This window comes from Candidatus Bathyarchaeota archaeon (assembly GCA_026014585.1).
Taxonomy (GTDB): Archaea; Thermoproteota; Bathyarchaeia; order Bathyarchaeales; family Bathycorpusculaceae; genus Bathycorpusculum.
Genome location: JAOZIA010000005.1, coordinates 217,553 through 236,807 on the forward strand (window position 1 = coordinate 217,553; position 19,255 = coordinate 236,807).

Genomic DNA, 19,255 nt, shown 5'->3' on the forward strand with positions numbered 1-19,255 from the left:
GGGTTACACCTGGTGTATTGTGGCTCACTTCACCCTTTATAAGGGTTTACTTATACAACAAGGTATACAAAGTAAAGTAACTTGGAGGGCACATTAATGGAAAAATATGACGCCATAGTAGTAGGTGCTGGAACAGCAGGCTGCCTCGCAGCAAAAACCATCGCCGAAAAAGGCTTAAAAGTAGCAATAGTTGAAAAAAAACCCAAAGATGAAATCGGAAAAAAAATCTGCGGTGACGCCCTAGGCGAGCACCACCTAACATTTTTGGGACTTGAAAAACCCAACGGCGGCGAATTAGAAACCAAAATCGACGGCATGAAAATCTTCTCCCCAGACGAAAACACAGTCTTTACCGTCGCAGACAACGATTTCAAAGGCTACATCCTCAACAGGCACCTATTTGGTCAATGGTTACTCAAAAAAGCCACCGACACAGGTGCTCAACTAAAAGACAACACAAACCTACGCTCACCTATAATCGAAAAAGGCGCAGTAGTAGGCATCACAGCCAAAAACATGAAAACAGGCGATGTCTGCGAATTGCGCAGCAAAGTAGTCGTTGATGCTACAGGCTATTTTGGTATGGTACGCAAGCAACTTCCAGCCGAACTTGGCATAGACCGTCAAATCGACAACGAAGATGTTGAAGCATGCTACCGCGAAATCCGCACACTTAAACAGAACACTGAAAACACTAGGTACTGCGAAATTTACCTCAACCAAAAAGCATCCCCTGGCGGCTACATCTGGATTTTCCCCTACGGCGGCGCACGCGTAAACGTAGGCATCGGAGCCATCATGAGAAAAACCGGTTACCCCAACCCTAAAGAACAACTCTACAAAACAGCATTCAAAAAACCAATGTTTGAAGACTCAACCGTTGAAACAGGCGGCGCATGGTTTGACCCCGTACGCAGACCCTTAGACAACATGGTCGGCAACGGAGTTGTCCTTGTCGGCGATGCGGCATCTTTGGTTAACCCGATTCACGGCGGCGGTATTGGGCCTTCAATGCTTAGCGGTCACTTTGTAGGGCTACAAATCGTTGAAGCACTAAGCAAAGGTGAGCCAACTAAAGAGGCACTGTGGGGCTACAACAAGAGATACATTGACACCTACGGCAAAAAGCAAGGCGCACTAGACATTTTCAAGCTGTTCCTTCTCTCATGCAGTGACGAAGACCTCAACTATGGCATGAACCAGAAACTCATGACTGAAGATGACGTCCTCAAAGCAGGTATGGGAGACGACTTCAAACTTAACATCACCGAAACAGCTAAACGCGTCTTCCGCGGCATCCGCAAAGTCGGCTTCCTAAACAAGCTCCACACCACCGTATCGATGATGAAGGAGTTGAGTGCACACTATAACACCTACCCAGCTACACCAGTCGGCTTTGAAACATGGCAAACACAAACCATCAAAATCATTGATGAAGCCAGAGAAAAACTCGTAAAGTAACCCCAAGGCGGTTTTTATCGCCAATTATTTTTTTCTGTTTTAGAGCAAACGCTAAATTATGCAGAAGCACGTGATATGTGAAAACACGTGAACAAAAACATGCCAGACCCTAAAAGCACAAAAGCAAACGCGATGCTGTGCCCTTTCTGCTGTGTTGAATACCTTGAGATAGAGGTTGACCTTGAAATTGACGGGGAGATTTTGCGTGATGTGAAGGCGTTGCGATGCCCCAACTGTCAAGATGAACAGTTTTCCCCTGAGCACTTAGAAGAAATCAGCAAAAAACTAAAAGAAAAAGATTAGGAAAAAATTAGGGCTTGTTTTTGAATTCTAAAGCGCCATTCTTTTCATCAATTATGATAGTAGCGGTTTTGTCGACTTTTTCTTGCAGAATTATCTTTGAAAGCTCATTGAGAATGTTGCGCTGAATTACTCGTTTTATTGGTCTTGAGCCGAATTGGGGGTCAAACCCTACTTTTGCAATGTGGTCTATTGCTTTTTTTGTGACTTCGATTTGGATATTGTTCTTTTCAAGCATTTTTTGGATGATTCGCAGTTGGTTTTCAACGATTTTCTGGATTTCTTCTTCATTTAGAGGCTGGAACATGATGATTTCGTCGACGCGGTTTAGGAATTCGGGTCTGATGGTTTTCTTCAGTAAACTGAAAACTTGTTCTTTGGTTTGGTTCCACACTTTTTCGCGGTTCTCAGTTGTGGCTTTTTCTAAGTTTTCTTGGATGATATGAGAGCCAATGTTTGAGGTCATAATGATGATGGTGTTTTTGAAGTCAACGGTTCGGCCTTTGTTGTCGGTTAATCTGCCATCGTCCAGAACTTGCAGAAGTATATTAAAGACGTCTGGATGTGCCTTTTCAATTTCATCAAGTAACACAACCGAATATGGTTTTCTTCGCACAGCCTCGGTTAATTGACCACTCTCTTCATAACCAACATAACCCGGGGGCGCACCCACTAACCTTGAAACCGTGTGGCGCTCTTGATATTCGGACATGTCAATGCGGATCATATTGTTTTCGTTATTGAACAAGAACTCAGCGAGGGCTTTTGCAAGCTCGGTCTTGCCAACACCCGTGGTGCCTAAAAATATGAATGAACCAATGGGACGTTTGGGGTCTTGGAGTCCTGCTCGGCTTCGTCTTATAGCATCAGAAACCGCTTCTATCGCCTCATCCTGCCCGACAACTCTTTGGTGAAGCGCATCCTCAATGTTTAGTAGTTTTTCTTTTTCGCTTTGCAGCATTCGACTAACAGGAATACCCGTCCAGTGGGAAACTACTTCAGCGATTTCTTCAGCGCCAATTTCTTCTTTGACAAGCGGTGTGTCCTTTTGTAGTTCGGAGAGTTTTTGTTTTAGGGTTTCAATGGTTTTGGTTGCTTCAGGGATTTTGCCGTACCTGATTTCGGCGACTTTTCCCAAATCGCCTCTACGGTTGGCATTTTCCTCTTCAAACCTTAACTGTTCAATTTCGTTCTTTTTCTTTTGAATTTGGTCAACGATTTCTTTTTCAGCTTGCCATTTTGCTTTAAGTTTGTTTCTTTCCTCGCCCAGATTTGCGATTTCTTGATTTAGTGCTTTGAGTTTTGTTGCGTCTTTTTCTCTTTTTATGGCTTCCCGCTCGATTTCCAGTTGTCGGATTTTGTGTTCGATTGTTTCTAATTCTTCAGGAGCTGAATTGATTTCCAATTTTAGTTTTGATGCTGCTTCATCTATTAGGTCAATTGCTTTGTCAGGAAGGAACCTGTCAGTTATGTAGCGTTGGGATAACTCGACTGCAGCTATGATTGCTTCATCTTTGATTCTAATATGGTGAAACACTTCATAACGCTCCTTTAAGCCTCGTAGAATAGAGATTGCATCAATAGTATCAGGTTCATTAACCATTACAGGCTGGAAACGCCTTTCAAGGGCTTTGTCTTTCTCAAAATATTTCTGGTACTCCTTAAGAGTGGTCGCGCCTATTGCACGTAACTCACCTCTGGCCAAGGCAGGTTTTAAGATGTTTGCTGCATCCATGGCGCCTTCACTTGCACCCGCACCAACTAACGTGTGGATTTCATCAATAAACAAGACTATTTCACCTTCAGAGGAAACCACCTCTTTTACGACGCTTTTGAGTCGCTCTTCGAATTCACCCTTATATTTTGCTCCAGCAATCAACGCACCCATATCCAGTGAATAAATCTGTTTGGATTTGAGGTTTTCAGGAACATCACCATTCACTATGCGATGAGCTAATCCTTCTGCAATGGCGGTTTTACCAACTCCAGGTTCGCCGATAAGAATAGGATTGTTTTTTGTTCGTCTTGACAGGATTTGCAGGACACGGCGGATTTCGTCTTCTCGACCAATAACTGGGTCCAGTTTTCCTGTTTTGGCTTTGTCGTTGAGGTTTATTGCAAACCGGTTTAGTGCATTGTAGGTTTCATCTGTTGTTTGTGAATTCACAGTTGATCCCTTCCTTAATTGCTTAATTGCTTCTTTTAGTTCTTTTTCTGAAACTCCGCTGTTTTGCAACAATCGCGTAGCTGAATCATTCAACGACAAGATTGCTAAAAGCAACTGCTCAATTGAGACAAATTTGTCCTGACTCTCCGAAGCAAGGTCTTGAGCTTTCCTAAGAGCCTTGTTAGAATTAGTAGATAGGTAATGTTCACCGCCAGTGACCTTGGGCAAGGAATCAATCAGTCTGTCAAGTGAAGCGGATAAGCTGGCTGAATCTACATTGAACCGTTTTAGCAGAAAAGGAACTACGCTTTCGTCAACAAGCAACATTGCCTTTAGAATGTGGGCAGGCTCGATTGCTTGGTTTTGGCTGGATGTGGCTATTTCTACGGCTTTTTGGAGGACTTCTTGAGATTTGATTGTAAAATTGTTAAGACTCATAATCCCAAATTTTCTTAAGAATATTTGAATTTTTTGGAAAGGGGACGACTTGACGCTGAATTTCAAAGCGAACCTTCAAAGAAGAATGGTTAACTCAGAAAGGCGACAAGCAACAATGCAAACAATCAAGCAAAAAAACCAAAAAGGGAAGAAGGAGAAAGAATTTGTATAGCAAAGTGTCAAGTGGTTTGGGTTTTGCTTTTCTTTGCTTTTTTGGCTTTTCGCTTTTCGTCGCGTTCTTTTTTAGTTAAAGGTTTTTCTTTTTTTGGCATAACCATCCTCAGAAAAAATATTTTGTTTGTGCTTTAATATTTTTCGTAAGTCACAATTCTGTAACGATAATTTTGAGCATGCAAACCTCAAAGAAAAAGTGCTGAATCAAACATAACCCATCAACATTCCTATTTGGCATCTATTAGGCTCCAAATAGAAAGTCAATGCAGAAACCATAGAGGGGATGTCATTAATACTGATTTCACAGTCAAAAAATCTAAAAAGAAGAAAGGGGTTTATCGTACCATTCGTTTGTTTTTCTCAGAGCCTGTTGAGCGTCGGTAGGCTTTTTGCATTTGCATCTGCTTGTATTCTTCGTAGGTCAATTTGCTTCGGGGGTATAGTTGCTTGAAGCGTCGATATGGTTGTCGCATATCAAACTCAAATTGTGTGCCTCCAATTGGTGTGTATGATGAGGAGTATTTTTTGTAGTCTTTGAATTGATAGCGCTTCTTTTCGGGTTTAGGTTTTGCCAGCGAAGCCAACGCAATTACCACAACGATGCCGCCGATGATAAAGAGGGGAAGAATTGAAACAAAGGCAGGTTCCATTAGCAACCCCCAAATTACTTGCTGGTTTGGTTCTGTTTCGCCTCTGTCTTCACCGGCAACACTGATGAGCCTTCAAGTCCAATAACGTTTAACACGTCAGAGGAAGCAGGCACAACGATTTTGGTTTGCTGGGCAAATGTGTCTCGTACGACATCTAATTTCTTGTTGATTTGCGCAGTTTCTTTGAAGTGCTGGTTGGCTGATTCCGAAACCACCTTGATTGCTTTTGCCTGCGCCTCAGCTACAAGCTCAACTGCTTTGGCTTGACCTTCAGCGCTAAGTATGGCAGCTTGCTTTTCACCTTGAGCCTTTAGTATGGCACCAAGCTTTTCTTGCTCGGCTGCTTCTTTTCGGCCTGTGGCTAGTAAGCGTAGTTGGCGTCGTTCCTGCTCAGCGGTTTTCTGCTTGTGCATGGCAGATTGGATGTCGCTTGGCGGGTCGATTCTTTGAAGTTCAATACGGTTGACTTTAGTGCCCCACTTATCTGTCGCTTGGTCAAGGACACTGCGGAGTTCAACGTTGATTTTTTCTCTGGAAGTCAAACACACATCCAGACTCATTTCGCCAACGATGTTTCGAAGTGTTGTCTGTGCTAATTTGACGATGGCAAGTTCAAAGTCTTCGATTTCATAGAGTGCACGTCGGGCATCTATGACTTGGTAGTAAATGACGGCGTCAATAGTAACGACAACGTTGTCCTCAGTGATGATTTCCTGTGGCGGCACATCAATAACCTGCTCACGCATGTTTACTCGTAGCATTCGCTCAACAAAGGGAACTATCATGCGTAATCCAGGTTCAACAGTTTTTTCGTAGGCGTTGAATCTTTCCACTAAGCCTTTTTCGTACTGGTTTACTTGTTTCACGGAAAGCGCAAAGATAATTAGCGCAATTATTACCACTACAGCAACTATTATGGCTATTATTTCGTACATTCTTTTTCACCTATTTCGTCCACTATGAGGCCGACTCCTTCCACCCTGACGACTCGAACTTTTGAGCCCTCCTTTATGACATTGCAATCAACTGCTTTTGCAAGCCAAAGCTCCCCACCAATTTTTACCACACCACCATCCACAATATCTATGTCTGTTTTAGCGATAGTTTCTTTGCCGATTAAGGCATCAACATTTGTGCGGAGCAGGCTGACGTTAATGCTGTCAAGCAGACCTCCACCGCGTACTTCTTCTACTTTGTATGTGGCGTCTTTGAGGTGGTTTAGGCGTCGTATGAATTCGCCGAAGTCGTCGCTGTTTAGTTCTACTTCAAGTTGGTAGCTGTCGGTTTGTCGTTTGAGTTTGTAGCTCATGTTGTATTTTTCTGCAAATTTTGAGAGCAGTTGTGTAAGTTTTAGCTCATCTGCTTTGACAGTGAGAGTAGATTTCATTTAGCCTCAATCATCTATATGTATCGCCGAACATATAAGATTATCGGCGTTTATCGAAGCTCATCGTTTAGTATTGGCAGCCAACAGCAAACAACACAGCCCTAAATAACCAAAAACCAAAAAAGCCCAAACAAACCCATACAATACGGTAACCAACATGAAACAAGCCCTAATCACCCCCGCCGCAGGCAAAAAACTCATCGCAAAAGCCCTCACCAAACACCCCGCAATCCAAACCACCCTCAAAACAGGCACACTAGTCATAATCGCAGGAACCACAAACGGATACTTAGCAAAAGAAATCCTACAAACCCTCGGAATCAAAGACTTCTCCACAAAACGCTTCTTCAGAGGCATCAACCTACCACCAAACCAGCCAGTAACCAAAGAAGGCAGACTGGAAGATGAAAGCCAATTTAACGGAGACGTAATCATAACAAAAGGCGTCTGGCAAAAGGGCAAAACCTTAGCAGAAGTTGCCCCTTCACTAACTCAAAGCGACTGCATTGTTAAAGGCGCAAACGCACTGGATTTAGAAAACAAACAAGCCGCCATCCTCATTGGGCATCCTCAAGCAGGCACAGTTGGGCTTTCAATTCCTGCAGTGTTTGGGCGCAGAGTCAAACTAATCATTGCAGTCGGTTTAGAAAAACGCGTAACAGGAAACCTCAATGTTTTAGCAGAGAAACTTTCCCGCCCTGACGCAGAAGGGTACAGGTTGCTGCCTATTCCAGGTGAAGTGTTCACGGAGTTGGACGCTGTTAAGTTGTTGTCGGGTGCTTCGGCTGAGATGATTGCAGCAGGGGGAGTTGGTGGCGCGGAAGGCGCGTGTATGCTTGCCATTTCGGGTTCAAAAGAGCATGAAGAAGAAGCACAAAAAATAATTGAGTCTGTCGCGTCTGAACCACCATTCAAAATGGACTAGGTCTAAGGTGAATCTGACGAGCCGCAGTTGTATTCAGTTAGTAGTTTTTTGAATTTCTGGGCAAACGCGTCATAATCAACCTCCACAGTGCAGGGCGGCTGGGCAACATCCACAAATCCGTTTAGGTTAAGGTTTGCTTCTGCTGCCTCGATGGCTTTTTCTCCAAAGGTTTCGTAGCGGATTTCTATTTCAGGAATCATGCCTCTTTCTTCTAGTTGTAGTCGGGGCATAATGCCTAAAAGTTTGACACCTACGTTTTTGAAGGCTAAATCTACTGTTTCGCGGATGCCTTTGGTGATGTATGGTAGGTATGCTTTGTTTAGGATGACGCCTGTTACGTTGATGCCTAACCGTTTCATGATGGTGATGTAGTTTAGGGCATTTAGCATTCCGCCTTCGATGCCGCCATGGTTACAAGCAACCACAACCACAACTGACGCGCCCATACCCGCAGCAACTTCAATTGTAGACATTGGACGCTTACCATCCGTTAAAAGCCCCGTGAAAGCACTCATCGCACCCTCAACCAGTAGAAAATCGTACTGCTCAGCGGCTTTCTTGACGGCTTCTTGCAGTGGTGTCCAGCCTATGCCAAAAACCTCAACCGAGGAGAAATCCAAAATCGGCTCCTTAATCAAATACAACGCGGGAACAATGTCTCGGATATCTCCACCGACTTTGAGGAGCCCAAGGTTGAAACCTTGTTTTTTGAGAGCACCTGCGATACCCGTGACAAGGAATGTTTTTCCTGAACCGCTTTCAATCGCGGTGACCATGACCAGTTTGGGTGCTTTTTTAGTGGTGGGGGCTGGGCGAGTTTCTGTTGCGATGCCAATTTCGGCTTTGATTTGGCGGATGAGTTTGGCGTTGGTAGCGCGGATTTCTTTGAGTTCGTTGCTGGTTATGTTTAGGCTTTTGCAGATGCTGTCAATCACTGCAGGGTTATGGTCAAGCAGTCCATGGGTTAAGATACCGACTACGTTGCCTTCTTTGTTTGCGACCCCTGAAACTAGGTCCTGTGGTGCAGAGCGGTAGTTTACGCGGTTAACATGAGAGATGATTATGGGTTTAGCCTCACTGCCCAAAACTATTTTGCCGTATGTGTGGCAGTGAAAACCAGAAAGCTGCTTGCATGTTTCCGCGGTGATGAAACTTGTGCCTATCACTGTGGCTTTAACTTGGTCAGTGCAGATAAGCGGTGTGAACTCTGCATCTAATAAGCCGATTCCGTCGCGGAAAATAGGAATTGTTGATAGGCGACCCACGTCGGTTTTTTTGGAGAGTACCTGAAACCCAGCGCAAATCCCCAGCACATACTTGCCCACTCGTGCCATCTTGAGGATTTCTTCTGCGACTGCGCCGTTGGTGCTTCCTGACTCGATCAGGCTGCCGCCTGGAATAATTATCATGTCCAGAACTTCTGAGGCGGGTTTGCCATCCACTAAGCCGTCAGCGCCGACAAGGTCTGTTGGCAAGTTTCCAAACGCTTCAAAGCAGGGAAGCGCGCCTGGAACGTAGACTAAACCTATTCTATGATGGGGCATTTTGGGGTTCTCCTGATTGTGATTTTACGTGTCCAAAGGGCGGGCAAGATTTGTCCATTATGGCTTTGTCAAGGTTAATGTTCAGTAGCGCGGGTAGGTCATCTTGGCTTGCTACAAAGGTTGCGCCCAGCTTTCTGAGTTGCGCCATAAGTTTTGTTGCTTTGCCGTTTGTGAAGTCTCGGCTTTCAATGGGGAGTTCATCAATCACGTAAGTTGGAATTCCAGATTTGAGTGCTTCCACGGCGGCTTCCAAATTGCGAAGGTTTCCCGAGCCAAACGGCACTGAAGTCACCACAACCATGCCTGCCCGTTTAATCATATCCAAATTTTGCTTATGCATCTCATTGGTTATCGGGGAAAAAGGAACTTCAACAACTGCTGGAATCTTGAGTAACTCGCAGGTTTCATAATCCGAATCTAACATGTTCAAAACACCCGCAGTCACTGTGTAGCCCTCATCTTTTAGTGCCTTCATCAGAAGCGTTCCTGTTCCTGCGCCGCAGATAATGTGTACGCCGCAGTGTTTTTCAAGTGAGGGTTTTTGTGGGGAAAGTGGGATAACATAGAGTGAGTTGGTTACGAGGTTTTTGCGTACGATAGCGTCAACTTGGAATACGCTTTTTATGTTTTCGCTGGTGAAGGCATCTTCGATGCTACCTGCAACGTGTACCTTGCCATCTTTTAGCATTATAACCGTGTTGCAGTATCGTGCTGCTAAGTTAAGGTCGTGAATGACTGTGAGAACCATGAGGTTGTTTTTGACACATAAACTTTTGATTAAGTCCATGACTTCAAGCTGATTAATGATATCAAGATGGGTCATGGGTTCGTCTAAGAGAAGAATTTTTGGTTCCTGCGCCAGTGCACGGGCAATTATGACACGTTGGCGTTCGCCCCCACTAAGTTCATGGATTGAGCGATCTGCTAGTTTCCATGTGTTGGTTAGTATCATGGCTTGTTTGGCGATTTGTACGTCTTTTTCGGTTTCCATCTGGAAATGGCTTAGATGTGGGTTGCGTCCCATCAAAACCACATCCATAACGCTAAAGTTAAATCCTACCACGTTGTCTTGGGGAACAACCGCCATTGTTTTGGCAACATCTACGGGTTTTAGGTCGTAAATGTTTGATTTGTCAATTAGAATTGAGCCGCCGTGGGGCTTTAGAACACGACTGATGCTTTTGAGCAGCGTAGTTTTTCCTGAGCCATTAGGTCCTAGTATACCCACAAAATCACCAGGGCTAACGTTTAGGTTAACATCTGAAAGAATCTTAACCGAGCCGTAACGGCATTCTACACCATTCACGTTTAAAGTTACCATGGTTGAGCCTACATTTTATAGTTCAATTTCCTTCTTCGCAACAGGAAGATAAAGAAGGGTCCACCTGCCAAAGCAGTTATCACACCCACAGGCAACTCACCTGCACCCGTGACAACCCGAGCCAATGCATCACAGAGAACTAGAAATATTGCGCCAACAACCACGGAGGCAGGCAGTAGAATGCGGTGGTCGGGACCCATAATTAACCGTGTTATGTGAGGAATCATCAAGCCTACAAAGCCAATTAAGCCGCTTATAGAAACGGCTGCTGATGCCATCAATGAGCCTAAAACGAGAACGATTTTTTTGGTTTTGTCTGTGTTGACGCCAAGGTGTTGTGCTGTGTCTTCGCCGAAGGCAATCATGTTTAGGTCTCTTGTGTAGAAGTATGAAAGGATAATTCCGATAAAAATGAAAGGCATAATGGAAAATATGTCCATCCAAGTTATGTTTGAAATTCCACCGATAAGCCAAGTCACCAACGCGTGAAGTTTGACGTTTTGACTTGTAACCTGCAGAATCTGGAAAATCGCAGATAAGAAAATAGTCATAGCAATACCTGAGAGCAACAGTGTCATGTCAGAGACGCGGTTGCCGACTTTGGAAATATTAAACACAATAAATATTGTGATTAAACCACCTGCGAAAGCGCATGCTTGAACAATAGGTATGCCAAGTAAGCTTAAGCCTGAAGCAAAAACAATTGCCAATCCTGCACCCAAAACTGCACCTGAAGAAACACCAAGCACAAAGGGGTCAGCCATCGGGTTTTTGAAAACACCCTGATAAAGAACACCAGAAGCAGCTAGCCCTGCACCTATTAATGCACCAGCAATCACTCTAGGAAAACGAATTTGCATAATGATAGCTTGGTTAGTTAAGAACTCAGAGGTTTGTGTGCCGGGTCCACCATTCAAGAATGGAATCTGATTGACCATGATGTCAAAAATTTTTGAAAAAGAAATGGGGGCATAACCAATGTTTAAAGCCACTATAAGGGTAGCAACCAGCGCTACTATAAGTAGCCCTAAGGTTGTTTTCCATCGCTTTGAACGCTTTGCATAAGACTTTTCAACATTGGTATTGGCCATTTTTTCAGATTAGAGCTCCGGTGGCGATATAAGGGTTGGGTATAAACATGCTGCAACTTGTTGGACTTGTAAACCAACATTTGACGTGGGTCGGTTGAATAGGTCTTCGTCGAAAATGTAGATGTGGTCGTCTATTACTGCGTTGATAGTGTTCCAACCTGGTCGTGCTTTTACTGCCTCGACACCGCCAGAAGATGAGCTTCCCATGCCTTCTGGCATCATGATAACATCTGGGTTTCTTTGAACGATTACTTCTGAACTGGTGGACACATAATCTCCGCTTAAGTCAGCAAAAAGGTTAGTTCCACCTGCTTTTGCTATAACATCGTTAAGCCATGAGTCTGCTCCTGCCGTGGTTATGCCTGATTCATCGAAGTAAACTTCCCAGTAAACTGTTGGTTTTTCAGTAATGTTGGCAATCTTTTCCTGTACCTCGCTGATTTGGCCTTGGATGTTGCTGATTAAGGTGGTTGCGTTTTCTTCTGCGCCAACTGCTTTGCCGATGAAAGTGATGTCATTGTAAATGTCTTCAATGTTGGTTGGATCGGTTATGATAACTTTGAAGCCTTGACCTCTGAGATTGTCAAGGATGTCGTCGTGGATTGTGGTTCCAAGAATCAAATCAGGCTGCAGTGAAGTGATAACTTCCAAACTTGGGTTATAGAAGCCACCTATGCTGGTCATGTTGCCTGCTTCAAACCATGCAGAGAAGTCGTAGGGGTAATCGTCATAATCGGTTACGCCGACAACTCTGTTGCCAACGCCAAGGTCAAAGAGGAACTGGGTGTTGGCTGGTGCCATGGAAACAATGCGTTGTGGGACACCGTCAAGTGTGGTTGTGTATCCTTCGTCGTCAGTTATGCTGATTGTACCTTCGGAAGATGATGGATTGTTCATGTTAACATAGACAATTGCAGACGCTGAAACTATGATTATCACAAGAATAGCTGCATAAAGAACATATTTTGTATTCATTTGTGTTTTTCTCCTTGTGAGGATGGTTTATCCAGCCCAAATTATAAAGTTTTCCAAAAAACACCAAAAAACAAGCAAACCAAAATCAACCCGAAAAACAGGGCTCAAGCGCTCTTTTTCTAAGCAAAAAAAAGAAACCAGTCAGATAAGAGCATGCGTCTATCACTTTGTTTGTATGGAGTTTTCAGGATGTTGTTGGCTGAGTTTATTTTTTTGGTTTAGCAACATATTTAATATGTGGTAAACAACTTTGCGTTACATAAGCGAGACGCCTTTATGGAAAAAGTTAAGCCTAAACTGTCTTGGAAGACGGTAGTGTTTCCGATTATTGGTTTAGTAGCCTTTTTCCTCTACATCTACCTCTACAACGTAGACATCATAACAATAATTTCCAACATGCAAAAAGCCAACCCAGCATTCTTCATAATAGCAGTCCTTTGTGGAATACTGGAAGTCTTATTTTTCACCATTTCCTGGCGCTCAATCACAAATCATCTTGACATCAAAATGAGCCTAAAAAAAGCCTACCTTTACGTTTGGTACGGACTCTACGTTGACATAGTTATCCCAGCAGAATCTATCAGCGGAGAAATTGTCAGAACTTACCTGCTCACCCGAGACAAATGCGGAAGTCTTGGAAAAATCGTCGCCTCCCTCTTTACCCACCGGTTAATCGGAACAGTCATGAACATTGTTGTGTTGGTTTTGGGATTGGCACTGTTTCCTTTTGAAGGACAAATGGATGCTACAGTTTTCAACATTATCGCTGTTGTTACTGTTGGAATTACAGCGGCTTTGGTTGGCATGATTGTTTTTTCACTTAAAGAAAACTGGATGTTAAAAGTTATTGATTGGGCGACAAAGGCGGCACAGTTTGTTTCAAGAGGGAAATGGAAACTTACAAAATTGCGGGAGCAAGCGGTTCAGATAGCATCGCATTTTCACCAGTCAATGCATGAGTTCCAGCATAACCCGTGGCCAATTATAAAATCTACATTCTTTATGATTATAACTTGGGTTTTCACTTTAGCCATTCCCTATTTTGTCTTTTTATCATTGGGTTATTCTGTTTCGTGGAGCATGCTTCTGATTACTTCAGCGATTGTTTTGGCGGTAAAATCGATTCCAGTTGGCATCTTTGAGGTGGGAATCCCAGAAATCACCATGACCACACTGTTCACCGCGTTTCTTGCGCCAACACTGGGTCCAATAGCTGCTGAAGTCAGTGCTACTGCAACAGTTTTGACAAGGATAATTACGCTTTGGTTCCGCTTCTTTGGGGGTTTTGCAGCACAGCAGTATCTGGAGCTAAAACCCGTGTTATCTAAGCCTAAGGAGTAGGAAAAAAATAAAATCATGCTGGCAACTAATAAGGTTGTGATGCAGGTTAAAATTGAACCCGCCACGACAAGGCAACTCAATGAGTTCTACAAAATCGAGCAGCAATGCTTTGATTCTGAAGCATTCTCCAAGCAGCAGATAAAATATTTTCTCTCAGACTATAACACCATTGCGTTTATGGCAAAACTAGAGAAGCAAATCGCTGGGTTTGTGATTGCTTATTTGGAGAAGGAGGAAGACATGGTTTTTGGGCATATAATTACTCTTAATGTTGCGCCATCATTTAGACATAAGGGAATTGCACAGGTTCTTTTGGGTGAAGTTGAAGAGCTGCTTAAGCAGCGGGGTGTTAAGGAGTGCCGCCTTGAAGTCAGGGAAGATAACAGTGCAGCTTTGAGACTTTATAGGAAATTGGGATATCGAGAAATTGGGCGATTAGAGCATTATTACGGAAAAGCACATGGGCTGTATTTAAAAAAGGTACTGTATCAGAAATTAGAACAGGACAAAACAAACTAGGCAAAAAACAGAAACATTTATAAGTAAAGGCAAAATGCAACCTAAAAAATGGGCAAACTTTAAAAACATAGTAACACCCATAATTTGTTATCGGTGAGGAGAAAGTGGCAGATTCAAGAGGGAGAAAAACCAACGAACAAGCCCTTGTACAGACAATTGTAATCCTCATACGCAACACTACCTGGCGATGTGGCAAACTCGAAAAATCAATTGTTACTCAACTCCACAAAAAAAGTCAAAACTTTGGCAAAAAAGGCATCTCTATAAAAGAGATAATGATGAATCTAAACATCACCTGCGAGAAAAAAGATGAATGCATTGACGCAATTAGACGGCTGGAAAAAAGAAACATTGTAAAAGTGATGCCGCTACCTATAGAAGCAACATTCTAAAAAAAATAATTTCTCTTCTTTTTTCATTTGTTAGCATACATTATAAAATTAACCAAGCGCTAACTTGACTGCTTACTTGAGCAGTTGAGCATCTGACGGAGGCTGCTTAATTAGTCCATGCTTCATTAAAAGTTCAGTTGATTGCCTAGCATTAGATATGATTGTGCATGCTCGCTCGTAGAGTTCTTGACGGCTGGGTTTCACACGGGCAACACCCTGTTCAATAGACTTCAAAGCGCAGGCCACGGCTTCTCGGGGGAAAACTTCCCATTCATCCATCTTAGGCAACAGACTATCTTCAGTCATACCCCGCTCTTCAGCATAATTTGCCAACTCCATCGCCGCTGCAATACACATATCATCAGTAACTGTCTTAGCCTTAACATCAAGTACACCACGAAAAATCGCTGGAAATCCCAAGCTGTTATTGACTTGATTAGGAAAATCACTTCTCCCCGTAGCAACCACTCGTGCACCAGCTTCTTTAGCATCCCAAGGCCAAATCTCAGGCAACGGGTTAGCACAGGCAAAAACCACTGAATCAGTTGCCATAGTTTTTATCCACTCCTGTTTTATAGTTCCCGGCACAGGAATTGAAGCTGCAACCACAGCATCCACGCCTTTGAAAGCCTCAGCGATTGTGCCTTCACGGTTTTCGCTGTTGGTTTTCTGTGTTACATCATACTTCCAAGGGTCATCTTGTTGGATAATGTCTTTTCGGTTACGGTTTACTACGCCTTTGCTGTCAACTAATATGATGTTGCCGGGTTTTACGCCCCACTTCATTAACACGTAAGCGGTTCGAATGTTTGCTGCTCCAGAACCCACCAGTGTTATGAGGGATTCTTGGGGTTTTTTACCCACTAACTTGAAAGCGTTAATTAGTCCTGCTAAAATCACGGTGGCAGTTCCCTGCTGGTCATCATGCCAAACAGGAATGTTAAGTTGTTCTCGGGCATTTTCTAGAACGTGGAAACATTTGGGTTTTTCTATGTCTTCAAGATTTATTCCACCAAATGAGGGCTCCAGTGACTTAACGAATTTCACTATTTCGTTTTGGTCGTGGGTTCGGATACAAATTGGGAATGCATCTACTCCACCCAGATACTTGAAGATTAAGGCTTTGCCTTCCATAACGGGCAGGGCTGCTTCTGGACCAATGTTACCTAAGCCTAACACCCGGGTTCCATCAGAGACAATGGCAACATAGTTCCAACGATTTGTTAGTTCGAATGATTTGTCGGGTTCTGCGTGTATTTCTTTGCATGCTGCGGCGACGCCGGGTGTGTACCAGATGGCGAAATCGTCAATACTTCGTACGGCACATTTGGGGATAACTTGCATTTTTCCTTCGTAGAAGCGGTGCATTGGTGGGGAGAGTTGGGCTGGTTTTTTGGCTTTTGCTAAGAGTTCCTCAACGGTTGGTTTTGGTTGAGTTTTTTCTTGTGCCATTTTGGTTTGTCTCCATTTTGATTGTGATTGGGGGAGATAATAAAGGTTGCATTTGTGTTTGTTTGGTTGCTTAGGTAACTAGTTAGCGTCGGATTCTGACTTCAATTAAATCTTAAAAAAGAAAACAGCATAGCTCAAAATGGAGAGATAAGAAGTTGCTCAGTCAAAACGAGAAAAAAACCATAACCGTAAACATAACAGCCCCATACATTGACGGCATAACCACATTAATTGAAGACGGACTCTACACAAGCCAAACAGAAATAGTCAAAGACGCCCTAAGACGCCTGTTTCTACACTATGAAATAAAAATGGTCACTGAACCACAAGAAATAACTGTTTATTCCTCGTCCGCTTTCCCCAAAGCATGAATTGAGCGTTTCTTTTCAGGCGTAACCTTCAAGCCATGATATTCATAAAGAATCCTCAATCCATCCCGTATAGCTTCGTTTCGACTGTTGTAGACGCCCTTCTCGATTAACAAATTTAGCAAGTCAAGATACCTTTTTGTTAGCCGAATTGTGATTCTTTCACGTTTATTATCATCTGACATGTCTACGCTTCCTCGTATTTTAGTTGGTGCAAGGGCAAAGATAAGTCCTTGTCAGACAAACGGGAATATTTTGTACGCCAAGCATTCCAACCTTAAAAAGTATTCCCAAACAAAAAACACAAACAGACCTAAGACTTAAAATTTATCACTACGCCCTTTACATAAGCTAAACTAATATTTCAAAATTACCCTACTCTTTACACCCAATTAACACACGAAACCCGCTTTCTCTTGAAAGAACCGCGCAGTTGCCAAAAGTTTCACAGAAAAGTTGGGGCAGGATTTTGCTACCGATTTTTGAGCGAATAACCATTTGGAAACTGGCGTTTTCTGCCATGACTTTGGGGGCTCCTGTTATTATTGCTTTAACGGTTTCCATGCCAGCGCTCACTGGAGGATTAGACAAAACACAATCAAACAAAGACCCCTCAACAGGCTCATACAAAAAACCACAGTGTACCTGTGCGTTGTGTATGTTGTTGCGTTGCAGGTTTTTTTTGGCAAGTCGAACCGCTCGCCCATTCACATCCGTCATGGTCACATGCAGGTTGGGGTTGAATTTTGCTGCTGAGATGCCAACTGCACCGTAGCCGCAGCCGATGTCAAGTACGTTGCCTTTGTCGGGCAGAATCATGCTTTCAATAAGAAGCGCTGTGCCCATGTCGATTTTTGTTTTAGAGAAAACGCTTGAAGAGGTTAAAAATTCGAAGTTTTGCCCTTTTAGGCAGGCTCGAATTAGTCCGAAGTGCTCCTCCGATTGGGGGTTTGACGAAAAATAGTGGTCTGTGGCTGGGGGGTTAGTGTTCTTGTTCATTGTTGCCGCCGCTTTTCCAGACTTTTGGGTAAGTTCCCCGTGGCATAATCACCCGCAACAGTGAAGCAACCGAACCATGCTTTAAATCAATCATTTCCTGTGTTGTAACAGAGGCTTTCCCAAGCGCAACCGCTTCACCCTTAAGCGTGAAAATTGCTAAAACTTGGTCCTTCTCAATACCTGAATCAGCCGAAACCACGCCGGGAGCAGTCAAGCTTGCACCATGACACAGTGCATCAACAGCGGAGTCGCGGACAACAATTTTTGGCAGTAATGCCAACGCGGTCTCTAAGGGCTGAATGAATTTGTGCAAGATTGCATCATCCTTCTTTTCTTGCCATTCACCAAACCAGTAAGCCACATCATGCAACGTAACATGCGTAAGGCTGGTTTCTACAAATGGTCCGGCACGTGACCGCCTAAGTTCTTGCATGTGAGCGCCAACACCTAAAACTTCGCCCATGTCAAAGCAGAGTTTTCGAATGTATGTGCCGCCTTCGCAGCCGACTTTGAAGAGCACGTTTCTGCCATCATGCTCAATGAATTCGTTATAGTAAATGCGTCTTGTTCTGATTTGCCGTTTAACGGAGCTACGCAGAGGCGGACGCTGATAAATCAAGTCTTCAAACTCGCCCAAAACCCGCCGCACGTCACCTGTTGGCACATCACCGTGCAGTTTCATAACGCAAATGTATTCTTTGCCGCTGTATAGGAGTGCTTGAACGATTTTTGTTGAATCCTCCAACGTGATTGGCAAAACACCTGTAACTTTTGGGTCCAATGTTCCACCGTGACCGATGCTATTGATTTGCAGAATTTTTTTGGTCCATGCAGCAACCTCATGGCTTGTTGGTCCAGCAGGCTTGTTTAGGTTTATGACGCCGTATTGGATGTATTCTTTGGCTGGACGCTTGTTTGGTTCACACCCGTATTTTGGGTTGGTTGTGTCCATTGATTTGACGAGATGTTCGCGTTTGGTCTCCCATGGAGGACTGGTTTTGGGCATAGATTTTCTTCCTGAGAATGTAAGAAAAAGATGTTGAAGAAAATTAAGGTTTGGATTAGGCTTTCATAAATTCGGTTTTGCCGGCGGCTTCAATTGTTTGGGCTACTTCGTCGTCGCTTGCACCGCGTTTAACGTCGAGTTTGTCTTCAAGCGGCATGAGATGGTTCATGTTGACTCGTCTGCGTTTTACGCCTGTAACCTTTTTTGGCCCCGTAATCAGTATGAAGCTTTTGTCCATAACGTCGATGATGACGCATTTCTTTCCGGTTTCTCGTCCTAGCTGTTTAACACATATTCTTCCAACTTCAATAGCAGGCATATTTCCCGCCTCCTAAAGCCACAGTAAATAACCCTACATATTTAAGCATGACAGCCCAAAACCAGACAATAAACAGCCACAATCAACATTCCTATTTGGAGCCTATTAGAAATACTATGCAGAAACTATAGAGGGAGAGAGTCTTTCCTGTTTTTTCGGTGGTTAAACATCAAAACCATCACTAAAACAGCTATAATTGAGCCAGAAGCCAAAAGGATTCCAGCCGTTGTCCACGAAAACACATTATCCTGAATATTTAGATTATTAAAATTAGCATAGGCATATTTCAAGTCTATAACATTATTGCCGTGACCAACATATCCTGAAACAGTATTAAAAAGTACATGCGGGTTATCATTCGAATCCAAAGCAAGAGAAAACGGACCAAGACCCCCAAACGTGTTCGCGTTTGTTTGCTCTATAAAC

Annotated in this window: 21 protein-coding genes; 7 read left to right on the plus strand and 14 right to left on the minus strand. The window is 43.5% G+C overall.

Annotation, left to right across the window (positions count from 1 at the left end; genetic code table 11):
- The first annotated feature begins 96 nt into the window (after nt 1-96).
- Entirely contained in the window at nt 97-1,461 is a 1,365-nt protein-coding gene (locus NWF01_04160) for an NAD(P)/FAD-dependent oxidoreductase (protein MCW4024212.1), read from the plus strand.
- A gap of 99 nt (nt 1,462-1,560) precedes the next feature.
- A complete protein-coding gene (locus NWF01_04165; GenBank protein MCW4024213.1) occupies nt 1,561-1,764 on the plus strand; it encodes a hypothetical protein in 204 nt (67 codons plus the stop codon).
- Nucleotides 1,765-1,771: 7 nt separating this feature from the next.
- Here the strand turns inward: NWF01_04165 and clpB are convergent, their stop codons facing one another.
- From clpB to NWF01_04185, 4 genes are all read right to left on the minus strand, one after another.
- Nucleotides 1,772-4,366: an ATP-dependent chaperone ClpB gene (gene clpB / locus NWF01_04170; GenBank protein MCW4024214.1), complete on the minus strand. Its 2,595-nt coding sequence runs from the start codon at nt 4,364-4,366 to the stop codon at nt 1,772-1,774.
- Nucleotides 4,367-4,875: 509 nt separating this feature from the next.
- Entirely contained in the window at nt 4,876-5,190 is a 315-nt protein-coding gene (locus tag NWF01_04175; protein ID MCW4024215.1) for a hypothetical protein, read from the minus strand.
- A 14-nt stretch (nt 5,191-5,204) separates the two neighbouring features.
- Nucleotides 5,205-6,125, minus strand: a complete 921-nt coding sequence (locus NWF01_04180) for a paraslipin (GenBank protein ID MCW4024216.1) — start codon at nt 6,123-6,125, stop codon at nt 5,205-5,207.
- Entirely contained in the window at nt 6,113-6,577 is a 465-nt protein-coding gene (locus NWF01_04185; protein MCW4024217.1) for an NfeD family protein, read from the minus strand. Before NWF01_04185 ends, NWF01_04180 begins: the two co-directional genes overlap by 13 nt.
- 157 nt (nt 6,578-6,734) lie before the next feature.
- Here NWF01_04185 and NWF01_04190 point away from each other — a divergent pair, with 157 nt between their 5' ends.
- The gene (locus NWF01_04190) at nt 6,735-7,502 is read left to right on the plus strand and encodes a hypothetical protein (GenBank protein MCW4024218.1); all 768 of its coding nucleotides are present in this window, start codon (nt 6,735-6,737) and stop codon (nt 7,500-7,502) included.
- 2 nt (nt 7,503-7,504) lie between these two features.
- Here the strand turns inward: NWF01_04190 and NWF01_04195 are convergent, their stop codons facing one another.
- Genes NWF01_04195 through NWF01_04210 form a run of 4 tightly spaced genes read right to left on the minus strand, consistent with a single transcriptional unit; the run spans nt 7,505 to nt 12,433 of the window.
- Nucleotides 7,505-9,046: an AAA family ATPase gene (locus NWF01_04195; protein MCW4024219.1), complete on the minus strand. Its 1,542-nt coding sequence runs from the start codon at nt 9,044-9,046 to the stop codon at nt 7,505-7,507.
- A complete protein-coding gene (locus NWF01_04200) occupies nt 9,033-10,367 on the minus strand; it encodes an ABC transporter ATP-binding protein (GenBank protein MCW4024220.1) in 1,335 nt (444 codons plus the stop codon). The genes NWF01_04195 and NWF01_04200 overlap by 14 nt, the downstream gene beginning before the upstream one ends.
- 8 nt (nt 10,368-10,375) lie before the next feature.
- Nucleotides 10,376-11,458, minus strand: coding sequence for an iron ABC transporter permease (locus NWF01_04205; protein MCW4024221.1), 1,083 nt, complete (start codon nt 11,456-11,458; stop codon nt 10,376-10,378).
- A gap of 9 nt (nt 11,459-11,467) precedes the next feature.
- Complete coding sequence (locus NWF01_04210; GenBank protein ID MCW4024222.1) at nt 11,468-12,433, minus strand: ABC transporter substrate-binding protein; 966 nt, start codon at nt 12,431-12,433, stop codon at nt 11,468-11,470.
- A gap of 276 nt (nt 12,434-12,709) precedes the next feature.
- Between NWF01_04210 and NWF01_04215 the strand changes: the two genes are divergently transcribed.
- The 3 genes from NWF01_04215 to NWF01_04225 all read left to right on the plus strand — a co-directional run bounded on the left by NWF01_04215 (nt 12,710) and on the right by NWF01_04225 (nt 14,685).
- Nucleotides 12,710-13,774: a flippase-like domain-containing protein gene (locus NWF01_04215; protein ID MCW4024223.1), complete on the plus strand. Its 1,065-nt coding sequence runs from the start codon at nt 12,710-12,712 to the stop codon at nt 13,772-13,774.
- A 39-nt stretch (nt 13,775-13,813) separates the two neighbouring features.
- On the plus strand, nt 13,814-14,293 hold the full coding sequence (rimI, locus tag NWF01_04220; GenBank protein ID MCW4024224.1) for a ribosomal protein S18-alanine N-acetyltransferase: 480 nt from the start codon (nt 13,814-13,816) through the stop codon (nt 14,291-14,293).
- Nucleotides 14,294-14,397: 104 nt separating this feature from the next.
- Nucleotides 14,398-14,685 carry a hypothetical protein gene (locus NWF01_04225; protein ID MCW4024225.1) on the plus strand — a complete coding sequence of 96 codons (288 nt, stop codon included), beginning with the start codon at nt 14,398-14,400 and terminating at the stop codon, nt 14,683-14,685.
- A gap of 72 nt (nt 14,686-14,757) precedes the next feature.
- Here NWF01_04225 and NWF01_04230 read toward each other — a convergent pair whose 3' ends face one another.
- Entirely contained in the window at nt 14,758-16,137 is a 1,380-nt protein-coding gene (locus NWF01_04230; GenBank protein ID MCW4024226.1) for an NADP-dependent malic enzyme, read from the minus strand.
- 155 nt (nt 16,138-16,292) lie between these two features.
- Here NWF01_04230 and NWF01_04235 point away from each other — a divergent pair, with 155 nt between their 5' ends.
- Entirely contained in the window at nt 16,293-16,508 is a 216-nt protein-coding gene (locus NWF01_04235; GenBank protein ID MCW4024227.1) for a hypothetical protein, read from the plus strand.
- Here the strand turns inward: NWF01_04235 and NWF01_04240 are convergent.
- The 5 genes from NWF01_04240 to NWF01_04260 form a co-directional block, all read right to left on the minus strand.
- Nucleotides 16,478-16,690: a ribbon-helix-helix domain-containing protein gene (locus NWF01_04240; protein MCW4024228.1), complete on the minus strand. Its 213-nt coding sequence runs from the start codon at nt 16,688-16,690 to the stop codon at nt 16,478-16,480. The genes NWF01_04235 and NWF01_04240 overlap by 31 nt on opposite strands.
- A gap of 190 nt (nt 16,691-16,880) precedes the next feature.
- On the minus strand, nt 16,881-17,504 hold the full coding sequence (locus NWF01_04245; protein ID MCW4024229.1) for a methyltransferase: 624 nt from the start codon (nt 17,502-17,504) through the stop codon (nt 16,881-16,883).
- The gene (locus NWF01_04250) at nt 17,488-18,510 is read right to left on the minus strand and encodes an RNA-guided pseudouridylation complex pseudouridine synthase subunit Cbf5 (protein MCW4024230.1); all 1,023 of its coding nucleotides are present in this window, start codon (nt 18,508-18,510) and stop codon (nt 17,488-17,490) included. The genes NWF01_04245 and NWF01_04250 overlap by 17 nt, the downstream gene beginning before the upstream one ends.
- Nucleotides 18,511-18,565: 55 nt before the next feature.
- On the minus strand, nt 18,566-18,829 hold the full coding sequence (locus NWF01_04255; protein ID MCW4024231.1) for a 50S ribosomal protein L14e: 264 nt from the start codon (nt 18,827-18,829) through the stop codon (nt 18,566-18,568).
- A gap of 125 nt (nt 18,830-18,954) precedes the next feature.
- The coding region (locus NWF01_04260) for a hypothetical protein (protein MCW4024232.1) at nt 18,955-19,255 on the minus strand (301 nt) is incomplete at its 5' end.